Raw genomic sequence first — 17,986 nt, 5'->3', positions numbered from 1 at the left:
AGGTGATGCGGGCGTTTTGGGTCATTCCCCTTCTGTGTGTAATGTTGAGCGGTTGCGGTGCGAACTCTATGAGTGCGATCGAGATGCGTCCGCTCGCCGCGACGGCGCTCAAGCAGACGAGTGGGATGGAATTACCATTGGAAATAAAGAAACATATTCTTACATATTGCGAGAAGCAACCGACGGATATCTTGCCGGCGCAGCGGGCGAAAGTGTCGGAGGCGACCTACGTTCACCCAGTCTATGAAGAGCTAGGGAGCAAGACCGTCAGCTACTGGGCGAGCGGCGAGACGCGCTACGTTTCGTGTGCAAACAGTTATGAGCAGTTCGAACGGACGTTTGCAGTCGAACCGATCGAGGCGCTCGAACCGCTAGCAGCTGACGTAAAAGAGACAGAAGCCAAGCGGATGATGACGTTTGAGCCGGCGTTTGACACGTCATTCATCAACGAGCGATTTCATATCGATGCGGAACACGAGCGCGTGCTGGCGGGGTCGATGTTTCGTTATGAAACCCCAGACAGCGGGTCGCTTTACGTCACGTACGACGTGAAACGGAACGGTCGGACGCTCGACCGGACGATCGAGTCGGGGTTGTTCGTCTTTAAAGCCGAGCGGACGAGCGGGTATACGTTCTTGACCCAGCTGACGGACGGGCGCGTCACACTTCAAATTGGGACGGAGAACGCGTTTGAGCGGAAAGTGTTACCGGACATCTTTGTCGGGGAACATGTGTATCTCGATACGACCGAAGCGACGGTCGTGCTCGACGGGTCGCGCCGCCAACTGTTGAAGCGCGTCATCGTCTCGGACGAACCGATTGGTCAAGTCGGGGACGAGTCGTCCCTTACCTTGTCCGAACGTTACGGGACGGTCATCGAGGTGTGGGGCAGCGTCCGCTTGCCGCTCACGACGACGTTGATGAGTCTGTCGCCGGCAAGCGAGAAGGTGCGGTTGGCCACGTATGAACAAGACGGGACAATCGTCCATCTCGATGGGCCAAATACCCGTGCGCTATTCGAGTTGTTGGCAGAAGTCGTCCCTTCGCGCGTACCGACGACCGCTACTTATCGCGGGACGATTTCGCTTCACGAGCGATTGTCCGAACAAAACCTCGACGTCTATGTCGCCGGCGGGGACGTGTTCGTGGTCGACCTTCATACCGGGGCCGAATACGGTCTGGATGCTGTACAGCTGAAAGAGTTGCTGGCATCATCGAATCAAACTCAAAAAATAAAAATGTAAGTATACCCGCTTTATGACGAAAGTATGTCAGAAAAGCGGGTTTTTGTTGTCAAATTGAAACTATGTTTTGCTAAAAAACTATCCTATAATTTTTTTTGCGAAGGTTTAATAAACTCTACATATAACCGATATACTCATAAAACACACAGCACTATACCTTTCGTCACTATATGGATAAAGGAGGAGTTAGAGAAACCCTCAATTTACCCCATCGTCCGTCACCACGTTTTGTTCGTCATCAGGAGAGGAATAGGTAGTGAAATTGAAAAAGTTAATGTTGTCTCTAACAGTTGTGTTGTTAATGCTTAGTGTAAACATGTCAAAATCGGGGGCACAAACGATGAACCCACTCGACGGTGTGAAAAACTATCAAGTGTTTTATGGTCATCCGACAGATGCGATTCTGAAGGATATGCAAAACTACGATCTCGTCATCATCGAGCCGTTGCACTACACGAAGGCGCAAATCGATTTAATTCAATCACGCGGCACGAAAGTGCTCGGATATATCAGTGTCATGGAAGTCGCGACATGGAACACGGGTCTCATGTCGAAGCTCCAAGCAGGGGACTTCTTCACACGTAACGGTCAGCGCGTCCATTATCCGGAATGGGATTCGTATTTGACGAATATCGCTTCGACGCATTTTCAAGGCTTGTTGCTCACGGAAATTCAAAACCAAGTCATCGCCAAAGGAATCGACGGCGTGTTCATGGACACGGTCGGCGATATCGACAATGAGCATTTGAACAATCCGACCGTGCTCAAACAGCAACGTGACGGGCTCGTCAACTTCTTGAAGCAAGCGCGGGCGAAATACGGCGACATCGCCATGGTCCAAAACTGGGGCTTCGACACGCTTGAGACGTCGACGGCACCTTATGTCGATGGCATCATGTGGGAGAGTTTCAACGCCGACACGATCAAGAGCGACGCATGGTCACAAAACATGATTAAGAAATTACAAGCGGTCGATACGAAACACTCGGTGAAGACGCTCACGATTTCGACGCGGCAAAGTGCCGAGAGCCATAAGCTCGCGAAAGACGCAGGGTTCATCCATTTCCATGAGGCGGATGAGTATGTGAACTGGAACGCGGGCCTCGTCACACGTACGGCGACGACCGCTCCGGCACCGTCGACACCGACGTCGACAGTGACTTCGACTGAATCGACAGTAAAACCAGCCGAGACGGCACCGAAGACGGAGACAGTGAAACCGGCTGAAACAGTCACGAAGACGGAGACAGTGAAACCGGCTGAAACGGTCACGAAGACGGAGACAGTGAAACCAGCTGAAACAGTTACGAAGACCGAGGCGGTCGCAAAACCGACGACGACCCCGGTGAAAGCGACAACTCCGGCCCAGACGACATCTTCATCTGCGCCAAAAGTCGCGGACGAGAAGAAAGTCACATCGAAAAAAGATGAAAAGAAGAAAAAGCACGTCAAGAAAAAAGCTGTGAAGGCGAAAAAACATGCCCACGTTACGAAACAAGATGCCCCGAAAGGCAAGATGTGCGGCAAAGCGAAACAACAGACGGCCGCTTTCTTGAAATTCTTCAAATTGTAAAATAGAGGGAGACCCCGAGGTAGAGATGCTGTCCTCGGGGTTTCGTCTGACCTCTTGGAAAACAGAAGTTGACCCTACCTTTTTGCAGGGGGTTAGGGTACAATGCTCAAGAGAGATTGAGAGAGGAGTGAAGCATGATGGGAAAAGTACACGTTTATGACCACCCATTGATTCAGCACAAGATGACGATTATGCGCAAAGCAGAGACGGGGACGAAGCAGTTCCGCGAGCTCGTCGACGAAGTTTCGTCGCTCATGGCATATGAAATTACACGCGACCTTCCATTGACAGACGTGGAAATCGAGACACCGGTCTCGGTATCGACGCAGAAGATGATTGCCGGCAAGAAATTGGGTATCGTCCCAATTTTACGGGCAGGCCTCGGAATGGTGGATGGCTTCCTCAAAATGATGCCGAACGTCAAAGTCGGTCACATCGGTCTATACCGTGACCCGGAGACGCTCGAGCCACACGAATACTATCTCAAGTTGCCGACGGACATCACGGAGCGTGACTTCATCGTCGTCGATCCGATGCTTGCGACAGGCGGCTCGGCTGCTGACGCGATCGCGGCACTTAAAAAGCATGGCGCGAAGTCGATCAAGCTCGCTTGCCTTTGTGCAGCACCAGAAGGCGTCGAGCGTGTTCAAAACGAACACCCGGACGTTGAGATTTATCTCGCCGCCCTCGACGAGAAATTGAACGACCACGGCTACATCGTCCCAGGGATGGGCGATGCGGGTGACCGATTGTTCGGAACGAAGTAATCAAAAAGACGAACCAAATCGTGAAAGCGATTCGGTTCGTCTTTTATTATTCGTTGATGAGTCCTTCACGGACCAAAAAGTCACGGGCGACTTTCTCGGGACGTTGTTTCTCCACGTCCGCGAGGTAGTTCAGCTCTTGCATCACTTCGTCCGTGATTCTGCCGGACAGCAAGTTGAGCACGTCTTCGAGCTCGGGATGCTCACGCAACGTATTGCCGTTGATGAGCGGTACGGCGTAATATGGCGGGAAGAACTGTTGGTCGTCTTCGAGGACGACGAGTTCGAACCGTTTCAACAACCCATCCGTTGAGAAGCCGTCAATCGCTTGGCTCTCACCGTTCATGAGCGCCGTATAGCGCAGGCCGCCATCAACTGGCTTCACATCTTTGAAGCGGAGCGGATACGTCTCTTTCAAGCCGAGATACCCGTCCTCGCGGTTCGAGAACTCGATTGTCGGGCCGAAGACGAGCTCGTCGCTGACGGCGGCGAGGTCCGAGATGCTCTCTAGCGCATAACGGTCCGCGTCTTCTTGTTTGACGGCGATCGCGTATGTGTTGTTGAATCCGATCGGGTCGAGCGTCTGGACGTCGAAACGTTCCTCAATCTGTGGTTTGACGCTCGCGTAGACGGCGTCGGGATCGTTGTCGACCGCTTGGTTCAACACGTCGACCGACAGGGTGCCGGTGTATTCGACGTATGTGTCAATCTCCCCGGTACGGATGGCGCTGAATGCGACTTGCGTCCCGCCGAGGTTCAGCTGTCGGCGAACGTTCAAGTCGGTCTCTTCTTCAATCAAGTCGGCGACGATATTTCCAAGAATGAGTTGTTCGGTAAAGTTCTTCGATCCGACGACAATCGTGTCGTCTTCACGGGTGAAGGCGTAAATCGAACCAGCAAGGAGTAGGGCGAACGCCGATGCGATGACGATGAGCGGTTTTGTGACTTTCTTCGCCGAGCGACGCGTCTTCTTCTTCATGCGGCCGTCGGCGAGGACGATGCCGTTCGGTGCGACTTTATACTCGATACGGCTGACGACGAAGTCGATCAACAAGGCGAGAAGACCAGCTGGGATGGCCCCGGCGAGAATCTGGTTGTTGTCGACAGTCTGAATCCCGGCGAAGACGAGATAGCCGAGTCCGCCAGCCCCGACGAACGCCGAGATTGTCATCAGTCCGACGGCCGTGACCGCAGAAATGCGAATACCGGCCATGATGATCGGTAAGGCGAGGGGTAACTGAATCTTACTTAAAATCTGGCGATCGGTCAGGCCGATCCCTTTGGCCGATTCGAGCGTGTCACCAGGAATGCTCGACAGTCCCGTATACGTGTTCTTCACGATCGGGAGGAGCGAGTAGAGGACGACCATGATAATCGCCGGTGTCGACCCGATGCCGATGAACGGGATTAGAAAACCGAGGAGTGCCAAACTTGGCACGGCTTGGACGACGCTCGTCAGACCGAGAATCGGCTTCGCGAGCCGTGGGATCCGTAAGATGAGAATCCCGAGCGGTACCCCTAACAGGACCGCAAGCGAGACGGCGAACACCGTCAGTTGTAAGTGTTCGAGTAAGAGTGTCCCGATTTGGTTCGTGTTGTTTGTGAAGTAATCAAAAAATGATTGGATGGCGTTCATAGCGTTCCCTCCTCTTGCATGAATTGCTCACTGAGGACGGAAAGCAAACTGCTGCGTGTAATCAAGCCGTGAAGCATCGAACCGTCGACGACAGGGAGGTACCCTTGGTCGCTTGTGTTCATGACGTCTAAAATATCGAGGAGCGAATCCTCGATTGAGACGAAGGCGTAATTCGTGTTCATGACTTCCTCGAGTCGCTTCGTCTTATCTGGGATGCCGTGGACGTCCTTCAATTTGATGAGTCCTTGCAAAGTACGGTCACGGTCGGTAATCAATAGGCTGTCGACTTTGCGCGAACGCATAATTTCAATCGCTTGAAGCACCGTCCGTTTCCCGCTGATCGATACCGGGTCGGTGATCATGATATCTTTTGCCTTGATGAATTCAGGGCTGTTCCAAATTCGATTTTTCCCGATGAACGACTCGACGTACTCGTCTTTCGGGTTCCGGAGGATTTGTTCCGGGGTATCGAATTGGACGATTTCCCCGTCGCGCATGATACAAATGCGATCGGCCAGCTTGATCGCCTCATCCATATCATGGGTGACGAACACAATCGTCTTTTTCACTTCTTCTTGCAGGTTGAACAGCTCTTCTTGCAGGTCGTTCCGGGTCACCGGATCGAGGGCGCTGAACGGCTCATCCATCAAGATGACTTCCGGGTCGTTCATGAGAGCACGGGCGAACCCGATGCGTTGCTGTTGGCCACCGCTCAATTCGCTCGGATAGCGATCGATGAACTGATCCGGGTCAAGGCCGACCATGCGGAGGAGGTGTTCGGTCCGGGCGTCCATGTCTTGTTCGGCATGGCCTTCGAGCCCGGCAATCAATTGGATGTTTTCACGGATCGTCATATGCGGGAAGAGGCCGGTCTGTTGAATGACGTACCCCATCTGGCGCCGCAATTCAATCGGATCCATTTTGCGCGTGTCTTGGCCGTTGACGATGATTGTGCCTTCCGTCGGTTCAATCAATCGGTTAATCATTTTCAGCGAGGTCGTCTTCCCGCAGCCGGACGGGCCGATAAAGACGACGAGCTCACCTTTGTTGATGATAAGGTTCATCTCTTTCAAGACGGTCGTGTTCTTAAACATTTTTTTCACTTGCTTGAATTCAATCATCGACTCAACTCTTTTCAAATTATTTTCACATAACCTTAATGTTCCCTTGTTATGAAGATGTAAACATCTTTTTCTCAAAATGAGGTTTGAAGACGTTCTAAAACGGGATTAGGTAAAGTTGTAGTCTCATATATGAGCCACACGAATAAAAGGAGCGACGCCCGTAGGCATCGCTCCTTTTATTGGAGTCATTTAGGATTGGTTGCGTCTGATGAGGTTGCGTGAAATCAGCTTCTCGAGTTCGATGATGAAGAAGACGATAATCCCGGACGCGATCGGAATCAACCAATCGGTCGCAGCGATTGGCATCGTTCCGAATGCCGTGTTCATGAACGGCACGTACGTGATGAATAGCTGCAACGCGATGAGCACCCCGGAGACGTAGAACGCAATCGGGTTCTCGAAGAACGAACGGTTGAGCGCTGGTTCGAGCTCGACACGGACGTTGAACAAGTGGAAGAGCTGGGCGAAGACGATCGTGTTGAGCGTCATCGTGTGGATATATTCCACACTATAATCACCCGTGTTCATATATAGGTTGTACATGAGTGTCCCGCCACTGATCAGGAGTGAGACGAGCAAGATGCGGAAGATATAGTAACCGTTCAATAGCGGTGTCTTCTTCGGTCGTGGAGCCCGCTGCATCGTCGACGGCTCGAGCGGCTCGAAGGCGATCGCAAAGGACAAGGTGATGGCGACGACCATGTTCACCCATAAGATTTGAAGCGCCGTGAGCGGGAGCTGCGTCCCGAGGAAGATACTCATGAGGAGTAATAATCCTTGCGCTCCGTTCGTCGGCAAGATGAAGAGAATCGTCTTCTTCAAGTTGTCGTATACACGTCGACCTTCTTTGACGGCTTTGAAGATCGTGTTGAAGTTATCGTCGACAAGCACCATCTCGGCCGCTTCTTTCGATACTTCTGTCCCTTTGATTCCCATGGCAACACCGATGTCGGCGCGGCGGAGGGCAGGGGCGTCGTTGACACCGTCACCGGTCATGGCGACGATATGGTCTTGCATCTGGAGCGCCTTGACGAGACGCGTCTTGTTCTCGGGGCTCGTCCGGGCGAAAATGTTGTACTGCCCGACGACGTCCGCGAGTTCCTCGTCCGTCAAATCGTCAATCTCGGTCCCTTGAAGCGCGCCGGCTTCTGTCGAGATGCCGAGCTCGTTTCCGATGGCGATGGCCGTCTCTTTGTGGTCACCGGTAATCATCTTCACTTGGATACCGGCCGATTGACACTCATTGACCGCCTCGATCGCCTCGGGACGCGGTGGGTCCATGATGCCGATGAGCCCGAGGAATTCGATTCCTTCATATAAGTCGTCATGGTCAATCTTCTCTTTTGATGTGTTGAACGTGCGTTTGGCGACACCGATGACACGTTGCCCTTTTTTAGCGAGGTCGGTCATCTTCTCTTCCCACATCTCTGTCGGGAAGTTTGAGTCACTCGCCTCGGCCATCGAGAACAAGCGGTCCGGTGCACCTTTCAAGTACATGACGTGCGCTTCGTCACGTGGCGAGAGTGTCGCCATATATTTATGCGCCGAGTCGAACGGGATCTTCGAGATGACGCGGAGCGGTCGAATCGACTCTTCTGCTTTCTCTCCGAGCGTGAGCAAGCAGCCTTCCGTCGGGTCGCCCGTGATCATCCATTGCTTCGACTCTTCGTCGAAGAACAAGTCTGAATCGTTACACGTCACACCGGCAAGGAGAATCTCATTGAGAATCTCGTCTTGCTTGTTCGAGTAGACGTCGTTTTCAAATTCAATGCGACCTTCCGGCGCGTAACCCGAACCGGTCACACGGAGCGTGCGGTCAGCGAGTTGGATGTTCTGCACCGTCATCTCATTTTTCGTCAACGTCCCGGTCTTATCGGAACAGATGACTGATACGGCACCGAGCGTCTCGACGGACGGCAAGTTTTTGACGATCGCCTTGTTGTCTGCCATCTGGCGGACTCCGAGGGCGAGAATGATGGAAATGATCGCCGGTAGTCCTTCCGGAATGACGGCGACGGTGAGACCGATGACCGCGAGCAACAGCTCGACCGTCTCATAGTCACGCAAGAAGTAGCCGAAGATGAAGGTGAACACGGCGACACCGGCGATGACACTCGCAACGGTCTTCCCGAAGCGTTGCGTCTGCTGGATGAGCGGTGTTTGCACTTTCTCGACTTCGGCGATGGACGCGTTGATTTTACCGAGTTCGGTCTTCGAACCGGTCGCGATGACGATTCCGCTACCTGTACCGGCAGCGACCGACGTCCCGGAGAACGCCAAGTTCGTCCGGTCACCGAGACCAATTTTCTCTTCGAGTGGGTCGAGCGTCTTGTCGACGGTGATTGCTTCACCTGTCAAGGCCGACTCCTCGACTTTCATGTTCTCCGCCGTGATGAGGCGAAGGTCGACGGGAATCTTATCACCCGGTTTTAAATAAACGATGTCACCTGGGACGAGGTACTCGGCCTCGATCTCCTTGCGCTTGCCGTCACGACGGACAAGGGCGGACGGGGACAACATTTTCTTAATCCCTTCGAGTGCCTGCTCAGCCTTGTTCTCTTGCAGGTAACCAATAATCCCGATGATGAGGACGACGAGCGCGATGACGATCGTGTCGAGCCGATAGCCGAGTACGGCCTTAATCACGGCGCCGGCCAACAGGATGTAAATGAGAACGTCATTGAACTGTCGTACGAATTTCAGCCACTTCGGGTCTTTCTTTGGCTCGGGAAGGACGTTCTTCCCGTGTTGTTCGATTCGTTCTGTCGCTGTCTCCTCACGTAACCCTTGATCGATATCGGTATCGAGAAGGTCCTCGGTCTCGTGAATCGATAGCGTATGCCACTGCCTCTCTTCCATTTAAAAACCCCTTTCTCTGTTTACAAATTTCGACAGACTGGTAGAACGGTCTATAATTTATTATACCCCATGTGAAAAGTGTGTAAACTTTAATTTCATGTGAAATCATCGGAATTGTGAAGTATGTGTGAATCAGAGAAGGGGAATGTATGGGACGACAAAAAAAGAGGAGAGCGTGGGCTCTTCTCCTTTACGTATTCGGTAACGCCTCCGCCAATAAATCGGCTAAATGGACGGCCCGCATCGAGTCGGTCCCGTGTTCTTGGATGCCGAGTTGCATTTGCAGATGACAGCCCGGGTTCGAGGTCACAATCGTCTGGGCGGCCGTGTCCCGGACGTGGCCCATCTTCATCTCGAGGATGTCGTTCGCGATGATAGGTTGGAGTAAGTTGTACACGCCAGCCGAGCCGCAACAGTGATCGGCGTGGCGCTGTTCGACGTACGTCGTCCCTTGAATCGCTTGGAGTAAAAGTCGCGGGGCGAGCGCGCCTTGTTGCACGTTTCGGAGATGGCACGAGTCTTGATACGTGATGACTTGATTCGGCAACGTGAGTGTGACCCGGTCGAGGAAGCCGACCTCAATCAAAATCGAGGCGAAGTCTTTCACTTTCGCCTTGAAACGCTCGGCGCGCGCGAGCCAGGCGGAATCTTGTTTCAACAGATGGTCGTAACCGAGCAGGAACGCCCCGCACCCGCCCGCGTTCGTGATGACGTGATCGACGTCGAGTGCTTCGAACGCCTCGATGTTTTGTTTCGCGAGTCGGACGGCCCCGGCTTGTTCGCCGGCGTGTCCGTGCAGGGCACCGCAACATTGTTGGGTGTCCGGGATGACGATGTCACAGCCCGCTGCCTGGAGCAACTTCATCGTATTTGCGTTCGTCTCGTAGAACATCGTGTCCATCAGACATCCGCTGAAGAAGGCGATCCGGGCCGTCGGTTGACCCGCCGCCTTCAGCCGTTCCGGACGACGACGTCGTTCCGTCTTCGGTGGGACCGGTGGCAAAATCGCCTCCATCTTTTGGAGCTGGTCCGGGAACCAGTCGAGGATGTGCAGTTTCCGCGTGAGCGTCTGCACACCGGACTGTTGATAAAAACGAAGGAAGCCTGTCGCCGTCTCCATGTTCGCCTTGTTCATGAACAAGCCGTCGAACACGACCTTGCGGATGACGCGCTCTCGGACGTCCATTTGGCCCGTCGCCCGTTTGTGCTCGGTGATGGCGGCCCGCGCATCTTCTAACAAGACGCTATAACGGACCCCGGCCGGACAAGCCGGTTCGCAGGCGAGACAGCCGAGACATTCGTTGAGCGTCTTCTCGACGCCGGCGTCGGGTTCGATCAAGCCGTCGACGACGCCTTTCATGATGGCGATGCGGCCGCGCGGGGAGGCCGTCTCGTCTTTCGAGCGGATATACGTCGGGCACGTCGGCAGACAAAAGCCGCAGCGCATGCAGCCGAGCAGTTCCTCGTAATCGAGCTTGTCGGTCATGCGCGTCGTGAGTTGTTTAGACTGTCTCATACGCCGCCTCCTTGCACGAGCCGTTTTTTCGCTGCCTTCGCGAACATCTTTTGCGGGTTCATGATGCCGTGCGGGTCAAAGGCGAGCTTTATCCCTTTCATGACATCGATGCCAGGCGCGCCTAGCTTCCATTCGAGATATGGCGCCTTCATCGCCCCGACGCCATGCTCGCCCGTGATTGTCCCGCCGAGGTCGAGCGCGGCAGCAAAGATATCAGCGAACGCCGCCTCGACGCGTTCCATCTCTTCATGGTCCCGGGCATCGGTCGCGACCGTCGGATGGAGGTTGCCGTCACCGGCGTGGCCAAACGTGGCAATCTCGATTTCATACTTTCGGCCGATCGCCTCGATGCGCCGGACCATCGCCGCGATCTCGCTCCGGGGCACGGTCGCATCCTCTAAAATCGTCGTCGGGCGAAGGCGGGCGAGTGCGGACAACGCCGTCCGTCTCGCATAACGGAGCGTCTCCGCGTGGAGCTCGTCTCGGGCGACTTCGACGAGTGAGGCCCCTTCGGCGAGACAGATGGCGTGCATCGCCTCGATATCGCGGCGCACGATCTCCTTCGGGCCGTCCTGTTCCAATAGAAGCAAGGCACCGACATCGGTCGGTAATCCGATGTTCGCGTACGCCTCGACGACCTCAATCGTCTTCTTGTCCATGAACTCGAGCGTCGCCGGGATGATGCGGCTCTCGATGATGCGGCTCACCGTCCGCGCCGCCCCGTCCAAGTTGCTGAAATGGGCGAGCATCGTCCGCTTCGTCTCGGGGAGCGGGATGAGTTTGAGTGTCGCCTTTGTGATGACGGCGAGCGTCCCTTCGGAGCCGACGAGGAGGCGCGTCAAGTCGTAGCCGGCGACGTCTTTGGCGAGTTTCCCACCCGTTTTGAGAAGCTCGCCGTTCGGGAGCACCGCTTCGAGGGCGAGTACGTAGTCGGCGGTCACTCCGTACTTTAGACCGCGCAAGCCCCCGGAGTTCTCGCTAATGTTGCCGCCAATCGTCGAGATTTTCATCGAGCTCGGATCGGGCGGATAGAACAGTCCTCTCGCCTCGACCGCTTCGATGAGATGACCGGTGATACAACCCGGTTCGACCGTGACGGTCAAATTTTTCTCGTCAATCTCGAGGATTTGGTCCATATGGCGGAAGTCCATGACGAGTCCGCCGGCGAGCGGTGTCGTCCCGCCGGCCAAGTTCGTCGCCGAACCCCGGGGGATGACCGGGACGCGATGCGTATGGCACAGTCGCAGGACGGTCCGGACGTCTTCCGTCGAACGCGGGGCGACGACGGCGTCGGGCATGGCTTGATAGTTCGGGGTCGCATCGAACGAATAGGCGAGCCGGGTCGTCGCGTCCGTGAAGACGATCTCGTCGCCGAGCTCGGTCTGTAAGTGGTTAATCCATTCCATTATGTATACCTCCTGACATGCCTCTAAGAGTGAGGATGCGGGCGCCGGTTCCGAAAGTCACAAAATCGACACAATTTTAGAGAGCGCTTACAAGGTAATCGTAGCGATTTGAATTGGGATTGTCCACCTATTCTACGTTGATGGGAGGGGATTTCCAGCCTTTTTGTCGTCGGAAATTCAACTGTGACATTCCTCACGACAAATTCGGGCGAACCCCTCGACAGCGGAAAAAGGGTATCGGTATACTAAAACAGGACGTTGTAAACGATTTCAAAATCGGGTCAACTTCCGTTTCAAAACCTTTTGTGAACGTGGGTCGTTTGCCGTTGTATTTTCCAAAACGTGGAGGTATAACTGAACTATTCTTCATCTTGTTCGTTTTGTGAAATGTTATCAATTCAACATTTTTATTTCACCATTTCTTCGTACTTTTTTAAAATTTATCGATTTTAATTTAGTTTGTGAAGTGCGTAAAAGCCTTGATACGACTTGATTTAAAGCGCTTTTATAATTGTGAAATTCATTGACTTCTTATGTCATTTCCATTACTCTGAACTTGTGTGACTTTTGATGGTCACGCGAGTGTGAATCGACAAGATGAAGGACGAGCTTCCTAGAGAGAAAGGGGAGAATAGGATGGCGAAAAAAGACAATCGTTACCTATCCTACGCCTCGCTCGCCTCGCAAATCTCGACCGCGCTTGCAGGACCGATCGTCATCGGTTATCTCGTCGGCCAATACGGAGCGAGACGTGAATTCTGGGGTACGTTTGGTTGGAATGTGTCGGTGCTTCTCGGCATGGCGTTCGGGATCACGGCGCTTGTTCTCACCCTTCGAAGTTTATTGACAGGAGAGGACGAATGAATCTACAACAAGTACAAGCAGACAGAAAAGCACAGAAAGAGCTGATGAAGCGTTACACGAAGTGGTTTATCGGATGGTTCGCCATTCTCCTCCTCGGTGCATTCATCATCCCTATGTACAAACCGGCCTTTCTCGGGTTGTTTCTAGGCGGGGTCGCCAGTCTCATCATTCTACATATGCAGAATCGAAGCGTCATACGGATGTTTGACGTCATCGAACATGGACGACGCCCGAAATCGCACGGGACTGTTTCAAGGATGGCAGTCGGTGCGTTAGCCGTGATAGTCGGCCTCTTCTACGAGGATCGAGTATCGCTGATTGCGGTGGTAACTGGTCTAATCGCCGGCCACATCATACAATTTGGCGAGTTCACACTTGCCCAGCTCAGCAGGAAAAGAGGTGAATACTAATGGGTCATGAGTTTCCCACCTATTCTCTACAACTTGGAGATTACACGCTTTATGGGAGCTGGACGAACGTCATTACGGTGCTGATCGCTTCACTGCTCGTCTTCACGTTCGCCGTCTGGGGAACACGACGCTTGGCAATGAAGCCGACTGGCAAACAGAACTTCATGGAGTTCTTTGCAGAATTCGTACGCGGGGTCATCTCGAGTGCGATGGACTGGAAGACAGGGGGACGCTTTATCTCGTTCGGGATGACATTGATTTTGTTCATTCTATTCTCAAACTTGATGGGTCTACCGTTTAACGTCATCTCTGGCCACTACTTATGGTTTAACTCGCCGACAGCCGACCCGTATGTCACATTGGCGTTGTCGACACTCGTCGTTGCAATGTCGCACTACTACGGCGTGAAGCTGCACGGGTTGAAGCACTATTCGGCAGAGTTCGTCAAACCGGTCTGGTTCTTATTGCCGATCAAGCTTATCGAGGAGTTCGCGAACACCTTGACGCTCGGTCTGCGTCTTTACGGTAACATCTATGCCGGTGAAATCATGATTACCATCATCTTGGGACTCGCAATTACGGCACAAGGGGCACTAAATCCGCTCGGTGCTGTGTTCGCAATCTTCCCAATGATTTTATGGCAAGGTTTCTCAATCTTTATCGGGGTTATCCAATCCTACATTTTCCTGACGCTTGCAATGGTGTACATCGGGCACAAGGCTTCAGCCGAGCATTGATTCGCCTTCGCCAAAGCGTTGAACACAAAAAACTATTTACTTAACTTTTAGGAGGAATATACACAATGGAACAAATGAATCTTCTTGCAACAGCACTCGTTATCGGTCTTGGAGCACTCGCAGCAGGTATCGGTAACGGTCTCATCGTATACGGTACATTACAAGGACAAGCACGTCAGCCAGAACTCAAAAACGAACTTCGTCAAACAATGTTCATCGGTATCGGTTTGGTTGAGGCCCTCCCGATCATCGGTGTGGCTGTCGGTTTCCTTCTCCTCAACTCTTGATTCCGAGTTAACGAGAAAATTGGAAGAGGGAGCACGTCTCCCTCACTTATTTAGTCAAGAGGAGGGTATGCATGGATACGATGATGATTGCAGCTGGTGCTGGCGGTGAAGGCCTCCGCATCCTGGATATGATCTTTACACTTTTCACATTCCTCGTACTCTTGGCCCTGTTGAAGAAATTTGCTTGGGGACCACTCCTTGGAATGATGAGACAGCGTGAAGAGTATGTAGCGAACGAAATTGAGCTCGCTGAAAAGAGCCGCAAAGATGCGGAAACTTATGTCGTCGAACAACGTGAAGCGCTCAGCGCGGCACGTACGGAATCGAAAGAAATGCTCGATTCAAGTCGTCGTCAGGCTGAAGCAGAACAAGCACGCTTGGTGGAGCAGGCGCGTTTGGAAGCCGAACAAATTAAAGTCGAGGCTGAGAAAGCGATCGAGCGCGAGCGTGAGCTTGCGAAACAATCGCTTCAGACGGAAGTCGTCACACAGGCGCTTTCGGCAGCACGCCACGTCCTTCGTACGGACCTTAAAGGGGACGAAGCGAAACAACGTGCCCTCGTCACAGACTTCCTGTCAAAAGCGAAAGGTGCTAACTAATGAACGCATCTCTAGCAAAACGCTATGCTAAAGCGCTCTTCGACTTAGCGCGGGAACAAGGCACGCTCGACCAAGTCGAAGCGGAAGTGCGTCTGCTCGATGAAGTGCTCCACGCGACACCTGAATTGATGGATCTCTTAACGAATCCGGCAATCAGCGACAGCGAGCTTGCACAGCTTTTAAAAGATAGCTTTGGTGATATGACGACAATCGTCGTGAACACACTTCTCGTCATGGTCGAGAACGACCGTGCGAGCGAAGTTCGCGCGTTGCCGCGTTACGTCCGCGAATATGCGAACGAGTTCCGCGGTATTGCAGAGGGGTTCGTCACGAGCGCCTATCCATTGTCGGCAACGGACTTAAAAGAAGTCGAACTCGTCTTCGGTCAGAAGGTGGGCAAGACGCTTCAATTACAGAATGTCGTCGACGAAGAGGTCATCGGTGGACTCCGCGTCCAAATCGGTTACACGACGTACGATGACACAATCGAAACCAAACTGACACGCCTCGAGCGTGAACTGTTGAATGCGTAAGAAATAGGGGTGAATTCAATGACGATCAAAGCTGAAGAAATTAGCGCCCTGCTAAAAGAGCGAATCGCTTCGTACGGCTCTGAAATCGAAGTCAGTGAGACAGGTACAGTCATTCAAGTAGGTGACGGGATCGCACGTGCATACGGACTCGATAACGTTATGGCCGGGGAACTCGTTGAGTTCTCAAACGGCGTAATGGGCTTGGCGCAAAACTTAGAAGAAGGTAACGTCGGGATTATCATCCTTGGCGACTATAAAGGCATCAAAGAAGGCGACTCGGTTAAACGTACGGGCCGCATCATGGAAGTACCGGTCGGTGAGGCGCTCCTCGGACGCGTCGTCAACCCGCTCGGACAACCGATCGACGGTCTCGGACCGATCGTGACGGACAACTACAACCCGATCGAGCGCAAAGCTTACGGCGTTATGGCCCGTAAGTCGGTTCACGAACCGCTCCAAACTGGGATTAAGGCGATTGACGCCCTCGTACCAATCGGTCGCGGACAGCGTGAGCTCATCATCGGTGACCGTCAGACTGGTAAGACTTCGGTCGCGATCGATGCGATCATCAACCAAAAAGAAGAGAACATGATTTGTATTTACGTCGCGATCGGTCAGAAAGAATCGACTGTCCGTGGCGTAGTTGAGACGCTCCGTCAAAACGGCGCCCTCGATTACACGATCGTCGTTTCGGCATCGGCTTCACAGCCGGCCCCGCTTCTTTACCTCGCACCGTTTGCTGGGGTATCGATGGGTGAGTACTTCATGGACCGCGGACGACACGTCCTCGTCGTGTATGATGACCTCTCGAAACAAGCGGCAGCTTACCGTGAGCTCTCGCTTCTTCTCCGTCGTCCTCCAGGCCGCGAAGCCTACCCAGGTGACGTCTTCTACCTCCACTCACGCCTTCTTGAGCGTGCGGCGAAGTTGAACGACGAACTCGGTGGCGGTTCGCTTACAGCCCTTCCGTTCATCGAGACGCAAGCGTCGGATATCTCGGCGTACATCCCGACGAACGTTATCTCGATCACAGACGGTCAAATCTTCCTTCAGTCGGACCTCTTCTTCTCTGGGGTACGTCCTGCGATTAACGCCGGTCTCTCGGTATCGCGTGTTGGTGGTTCGGCTCAAGTGAAAGCGATGAAGAAGGTTGCGGGTACGCTCCGTCTTGACCTCGCGTCATACCGTGAGCTCGAGGCGTTCGCCCAGTTCGGTTCTGACCTTGATAAAGCGACACAAGCGAAGCTCAACCGTGGTCAACGTACCGTTGAAGTGTTGAAGCAAGACTTGAACGCACCGCTCTCGGTCGACAAACAAGTCATCATCATCTACGCGCTCACGAAAGGTCATCTCGATGACATCCCAGTCGAAGACATCCGTCGTTTCGAAAAAGAAATGAACGCATGGCTCGACCAAAACCGTGCAGACCTCTGCCGCGAAATCCGTCAAACAGGAAACCTTCCTGCTGACGAGGCGATGGTCGATGCAATTGCGGAATTCAAAAAGACGTTCTCGCCATCGGTTTAATCCGGTGACGAGCGTCTATTAAGGTGGTGAATCGAAATGGCATCATTACGTGAGATCCAGATGCGGATCACCTCGACCCAAAGCACAAAGCAAATCACGAAAGCGATGAACATGGTGTCGGCCTCGAAATTGAACCGTGCTCAAGGGAGCAACGCCAACTTCAAGCCGTACATGACCAAGTTGCAGGAAGTCATCTCGTCGATTGCCGGCGGTACTTCAGGTGCAACACACCCGATGCTTCAAGTCCGTCCCGTCAAACGGACCGGCTATATCGTCATCACGTCTGACCGCGGACTAGCTGGTGGATACAACGCCAGCGTCCTTCGTGACGTGTATCGCGAATTGAAGGCAAAACACGATTCAACGGACGAGTATCGTCTGTATGTGATTGGGAAGGTCGGCGTTCAGTTCTTCAAGGCACGGAACATTCCGGTGTACAGTGCGATGACAGGACTAAACGACCAGCCATCATTCATTGAAGTCGCAGAGATCGTCAAGCAGACGGTCGGCGCGTTCAGTGACGGCGAGATTGATGAATTGAAGCTTTGCTACAACTCATTCATCTCTGTTATCAGCCAAGAAGTGAAAATCGATCGACTGCTCCCGCTTGGGAATATCGAACAGACCGCATCAAATGTGATGTATGAATATGAACCAGAAGAAGAAACGATCTTAGCAGCGCTCCTCCCGCGTTATGCGGAAGGACTCATCTACGGCGCGCTCCTCGATGCGAAAGTATCGGAGCACGCGGCGCGGATGACGGCGATGTCGAACGCGACGGACAACGCGGATGAACTCATCCGTGGACTCAAGCTCAAGTTCAACCGCGCGCGTCAAGCGGCGATCACACAAGAAATCACAGAGATTGTCGGAGGTGCGGCAGCGCTTGAATAAGCGCTCGCCCTCT

General features: G+C 53.3%; 16 protein-coding genes. 11 read left to right on the top strand and 5 right to left on the bottom strand.

Annotated elements, in window-relative coordinates; genetic code table 11:
* The first annotated feature begins 68 nt into the window (after window positions 1-68).
* The 3 genes from DI14_RS08180 to upp all read left to right on the top strand — a co-directional run bounded on the left by DI14_RS08180 (window position 69) and on the right by upp (window position 3,584).
* On the top strand, window positions 69-1,244 hold the full coding sequence (locus DI14_RS08180; protein ID WP_152545888.1) for a hypothetical protein: 1,176 nt from the start codon (window positions 69-71) through the stop codon (window positions 1,242-1,244).
* A 340-nt stretch (window positions 1,245-1,584) separates the two neighbouring features.
* On the top strand, window positions 1,585-2,817 hold the full coding sequence (locus tag DI14_RS15040) for an endo alpha-1,4 polygalactosaminidase (RefSeq protein ID WP_051622649.1): 1,233 nt from the start codon (window positions 1,585-1,587) through the stop codon (window positions 2,815-2,817).
* Window positions 2,818-2,954: 137 nt separating this feature from the next.
* Window positions 2,955-3,584 carry a uracil phosphoribosyltransferase gene (gene upp, locus DI14_RS08170; protein ID WP_034807371.1) on the top strand — a complete coding sequence of 210 codons (630 nt, stop codon included), beginning with the start codon at window positions 2,955-2,957 and terminating at the stop codon, window positions 3,582-3,584.
* Window positions 3,585-3,630: 46 nt separating this feature from the next.
* On the opposite strand, the gene DI14_RS08165 is transcribed toward upp, so the two are convergent.
* The 5 genes from DI14_RS08165 to DI14_RS08145 all read right to left on the bottom strand — a co-directional run bounded on the left by DI14_RS08165 (window position 3,631) and on the right by DI14_RS08145 (window position 12,122).
* The gene (locus DI14_RS08165) at window positions 3,631-5,217 is read right to left on the bottom strand and encodes a glycine betaine ABC transporter substrate-binding protein (protein WP_034807369.1); all 1,587 of its coding nucleotides are present in this window, start codon (window positions 5,215-5,217) and stop codon (window positions 3,631-3,633) included.
* A complete protein-coding gene (locus DI14_RS08160) occupies window positions 5,214-6,338 on the bottom strand; it encodes an ABC transporter ATP-binding protein (protein ID WP_034807367.1) in 1,125 nt (374 codons plus the stop codon). The genes DI14_RS08165 and DI14_RS08160 overlap by 4 nt, the downstream gene beginning before the upstream one ends.
* Window positions 6,339-6,530: 192 nt before the next feature.
* A complete protein-coding gene (locus DI14_RS08155) occupies window positions 6,531-9,200 on the bottom strand; it encodes a cation-transporting P-type ATPase (RefSeq protein ID WP_034807364.1) in 2,670 nt (889 codons plus the stop codon).
* 190 nt (window positions 9,201-9,390) lie between these two features.
* Entirely contained in the window at window positions 9,391-10,716 is a 1,326-nt protein-coding gene (locus tag DI14_RS08150; RefSeq protein WP_051622648.1) for a (Fe-S)-binding protein, read from the bottom strand.
* Window positions 10,713-12,122 (bottom strand): FAD-binding oxidoreductase, encoded by a 1,410-nt coding sequence (locus DI14_RS08145; RefSeq protein WP_034807362.1) that lies wholly within the window; start codon window positions 12,120-12,122, stop codon window positions 10,713-10,715. The genes DI14_RS08150 and DI14_RS08145 overlap by 4 nt, the downstream gene beginning before the upstream one ends.
* Before the next feature lie 636 nt (window positions 12,123-12,758).
* On the opposite strand from DI14_RS08145, the gene DI14_RS08140 reads away from it, so the two are divergent.
* The 8 genes from DI14_RS08140 to atpG all read left to right on the top strand — a co-directional run bounded on the left by DI14_RS08140 (window position 12,759) and on the right by atpG (window position 17,973).
* Entirely contained in the window at window positions 12,759-12,986 is a 228-nt protein-coding gene (locus tag DI14_RS08140) for a membrane protein (protein ID WP_034807360.1), read from the top strand.
* Window positions 12,983-13,396, top strand: a complete 414-nt coding sequence (locus DI14_RS08135) for an ATP synthase subunit I (RefSeq protein ID WP_051622647.1) — start codon at window positions 12,983-12,985, stop codon at window positions 13,394-13,396. The genes DI14_RS08140 and DI14_RS08135 overlap by 4 nt, the downstream gene beginning before the upstream one ends.
* Complete coding sequence (gene atpB / locus DI14_RS08130; protein WP_034807358.1) at window positions 13,396-14,133, top strand: F0F1 ATP synthase subunit A; 738 nt, start codon at window positions 13,396-13,398, stop codon at window positions 14,131-14,133. The genes DI14_RS08135 and atpB overlap by 1 nt, the downstream gene beginning before the upstream one ends.
* Window positions 14,134-14,207: 74 nt before the next feature.
* Window positions 14,208-14,420 (top strand): F0F1 ATP synthase subunit C, encoded by a 213-nt coding sequence (atpE, locus tag DI14_RS08125; RefSeq protein ID WP_034807410.1) that lies wholly within the window; start codon window positions 14,208-14,210, stop codon window positions 14,418-14,420.
* A 71-nt stretch (window positions 14,421-14,491) separates the two neighbouring features.
* Entirely contained in the window at window positions 14,492-15,019 is a 528-nt protein-coding gene (atpF, locus tag DI14_RS08120) for a F0F1 ATP synthase subunit B (protein WP_034807356.1), read from the top strand.
* Window positions 15,019-15,552 carry a F0F1 ATP synthase subunit delta gene (locus DI14_RS08115; protein ID WP_034807354.1) on the top strand — a complete coding sequence of 178 codons (534 nt, stop codon included), beginning with the start codon at window positions 15,019-15,021 and terminating at the stop codon, window positions 15,550-15,552. The genes atpF and DI14_RS08115 overlap by 1 nt, the downstream gene beginning before the upstream one ends.
* Window positions 15,553-15,570: 18 nt before the next feature.
* Window positions 15,571-17,079, top strand: a complete 1,509-nt coding sequence (atpA, locus tag DI14_RS08110; RefSeq protein WP_034807352.1) for a F0F1 ATP synthase subunit alpha — start codon at window positions 15,571-15,573, stop codon at window positions 17,077-17,079.
* 36 nt (window positions 17,080-17,115) lie between these two features.
* Window positions 17,116-17,973: an ATP synthase F1 subunit gamma gene (gene atpG / locus DI14_RS08105; protein WP_034807350.1), complete on the top strand. Its 858-nt coding sequence runs from the start codon at window positions 17,116-17,118 to the stop codon at window positions 17,971-17,973.
* Window positions 17,974-17,986: the final 13 nt, after the last annotated feature.

This window comes from Exiguobacterium sp. AB2 (assembly GCF_000696055.1).
GTDB lineage: Bacteria > Bacillota > Bacilli > Exiguobacteriales > Exiguobacteriaceae > Exiguobacterium > Exiguobacterium alkaliphilum.
Note: the sequence above shows the minus strand (reverse complement) of the source record. Positions and strands in the feature narration are given on the sequence as shown.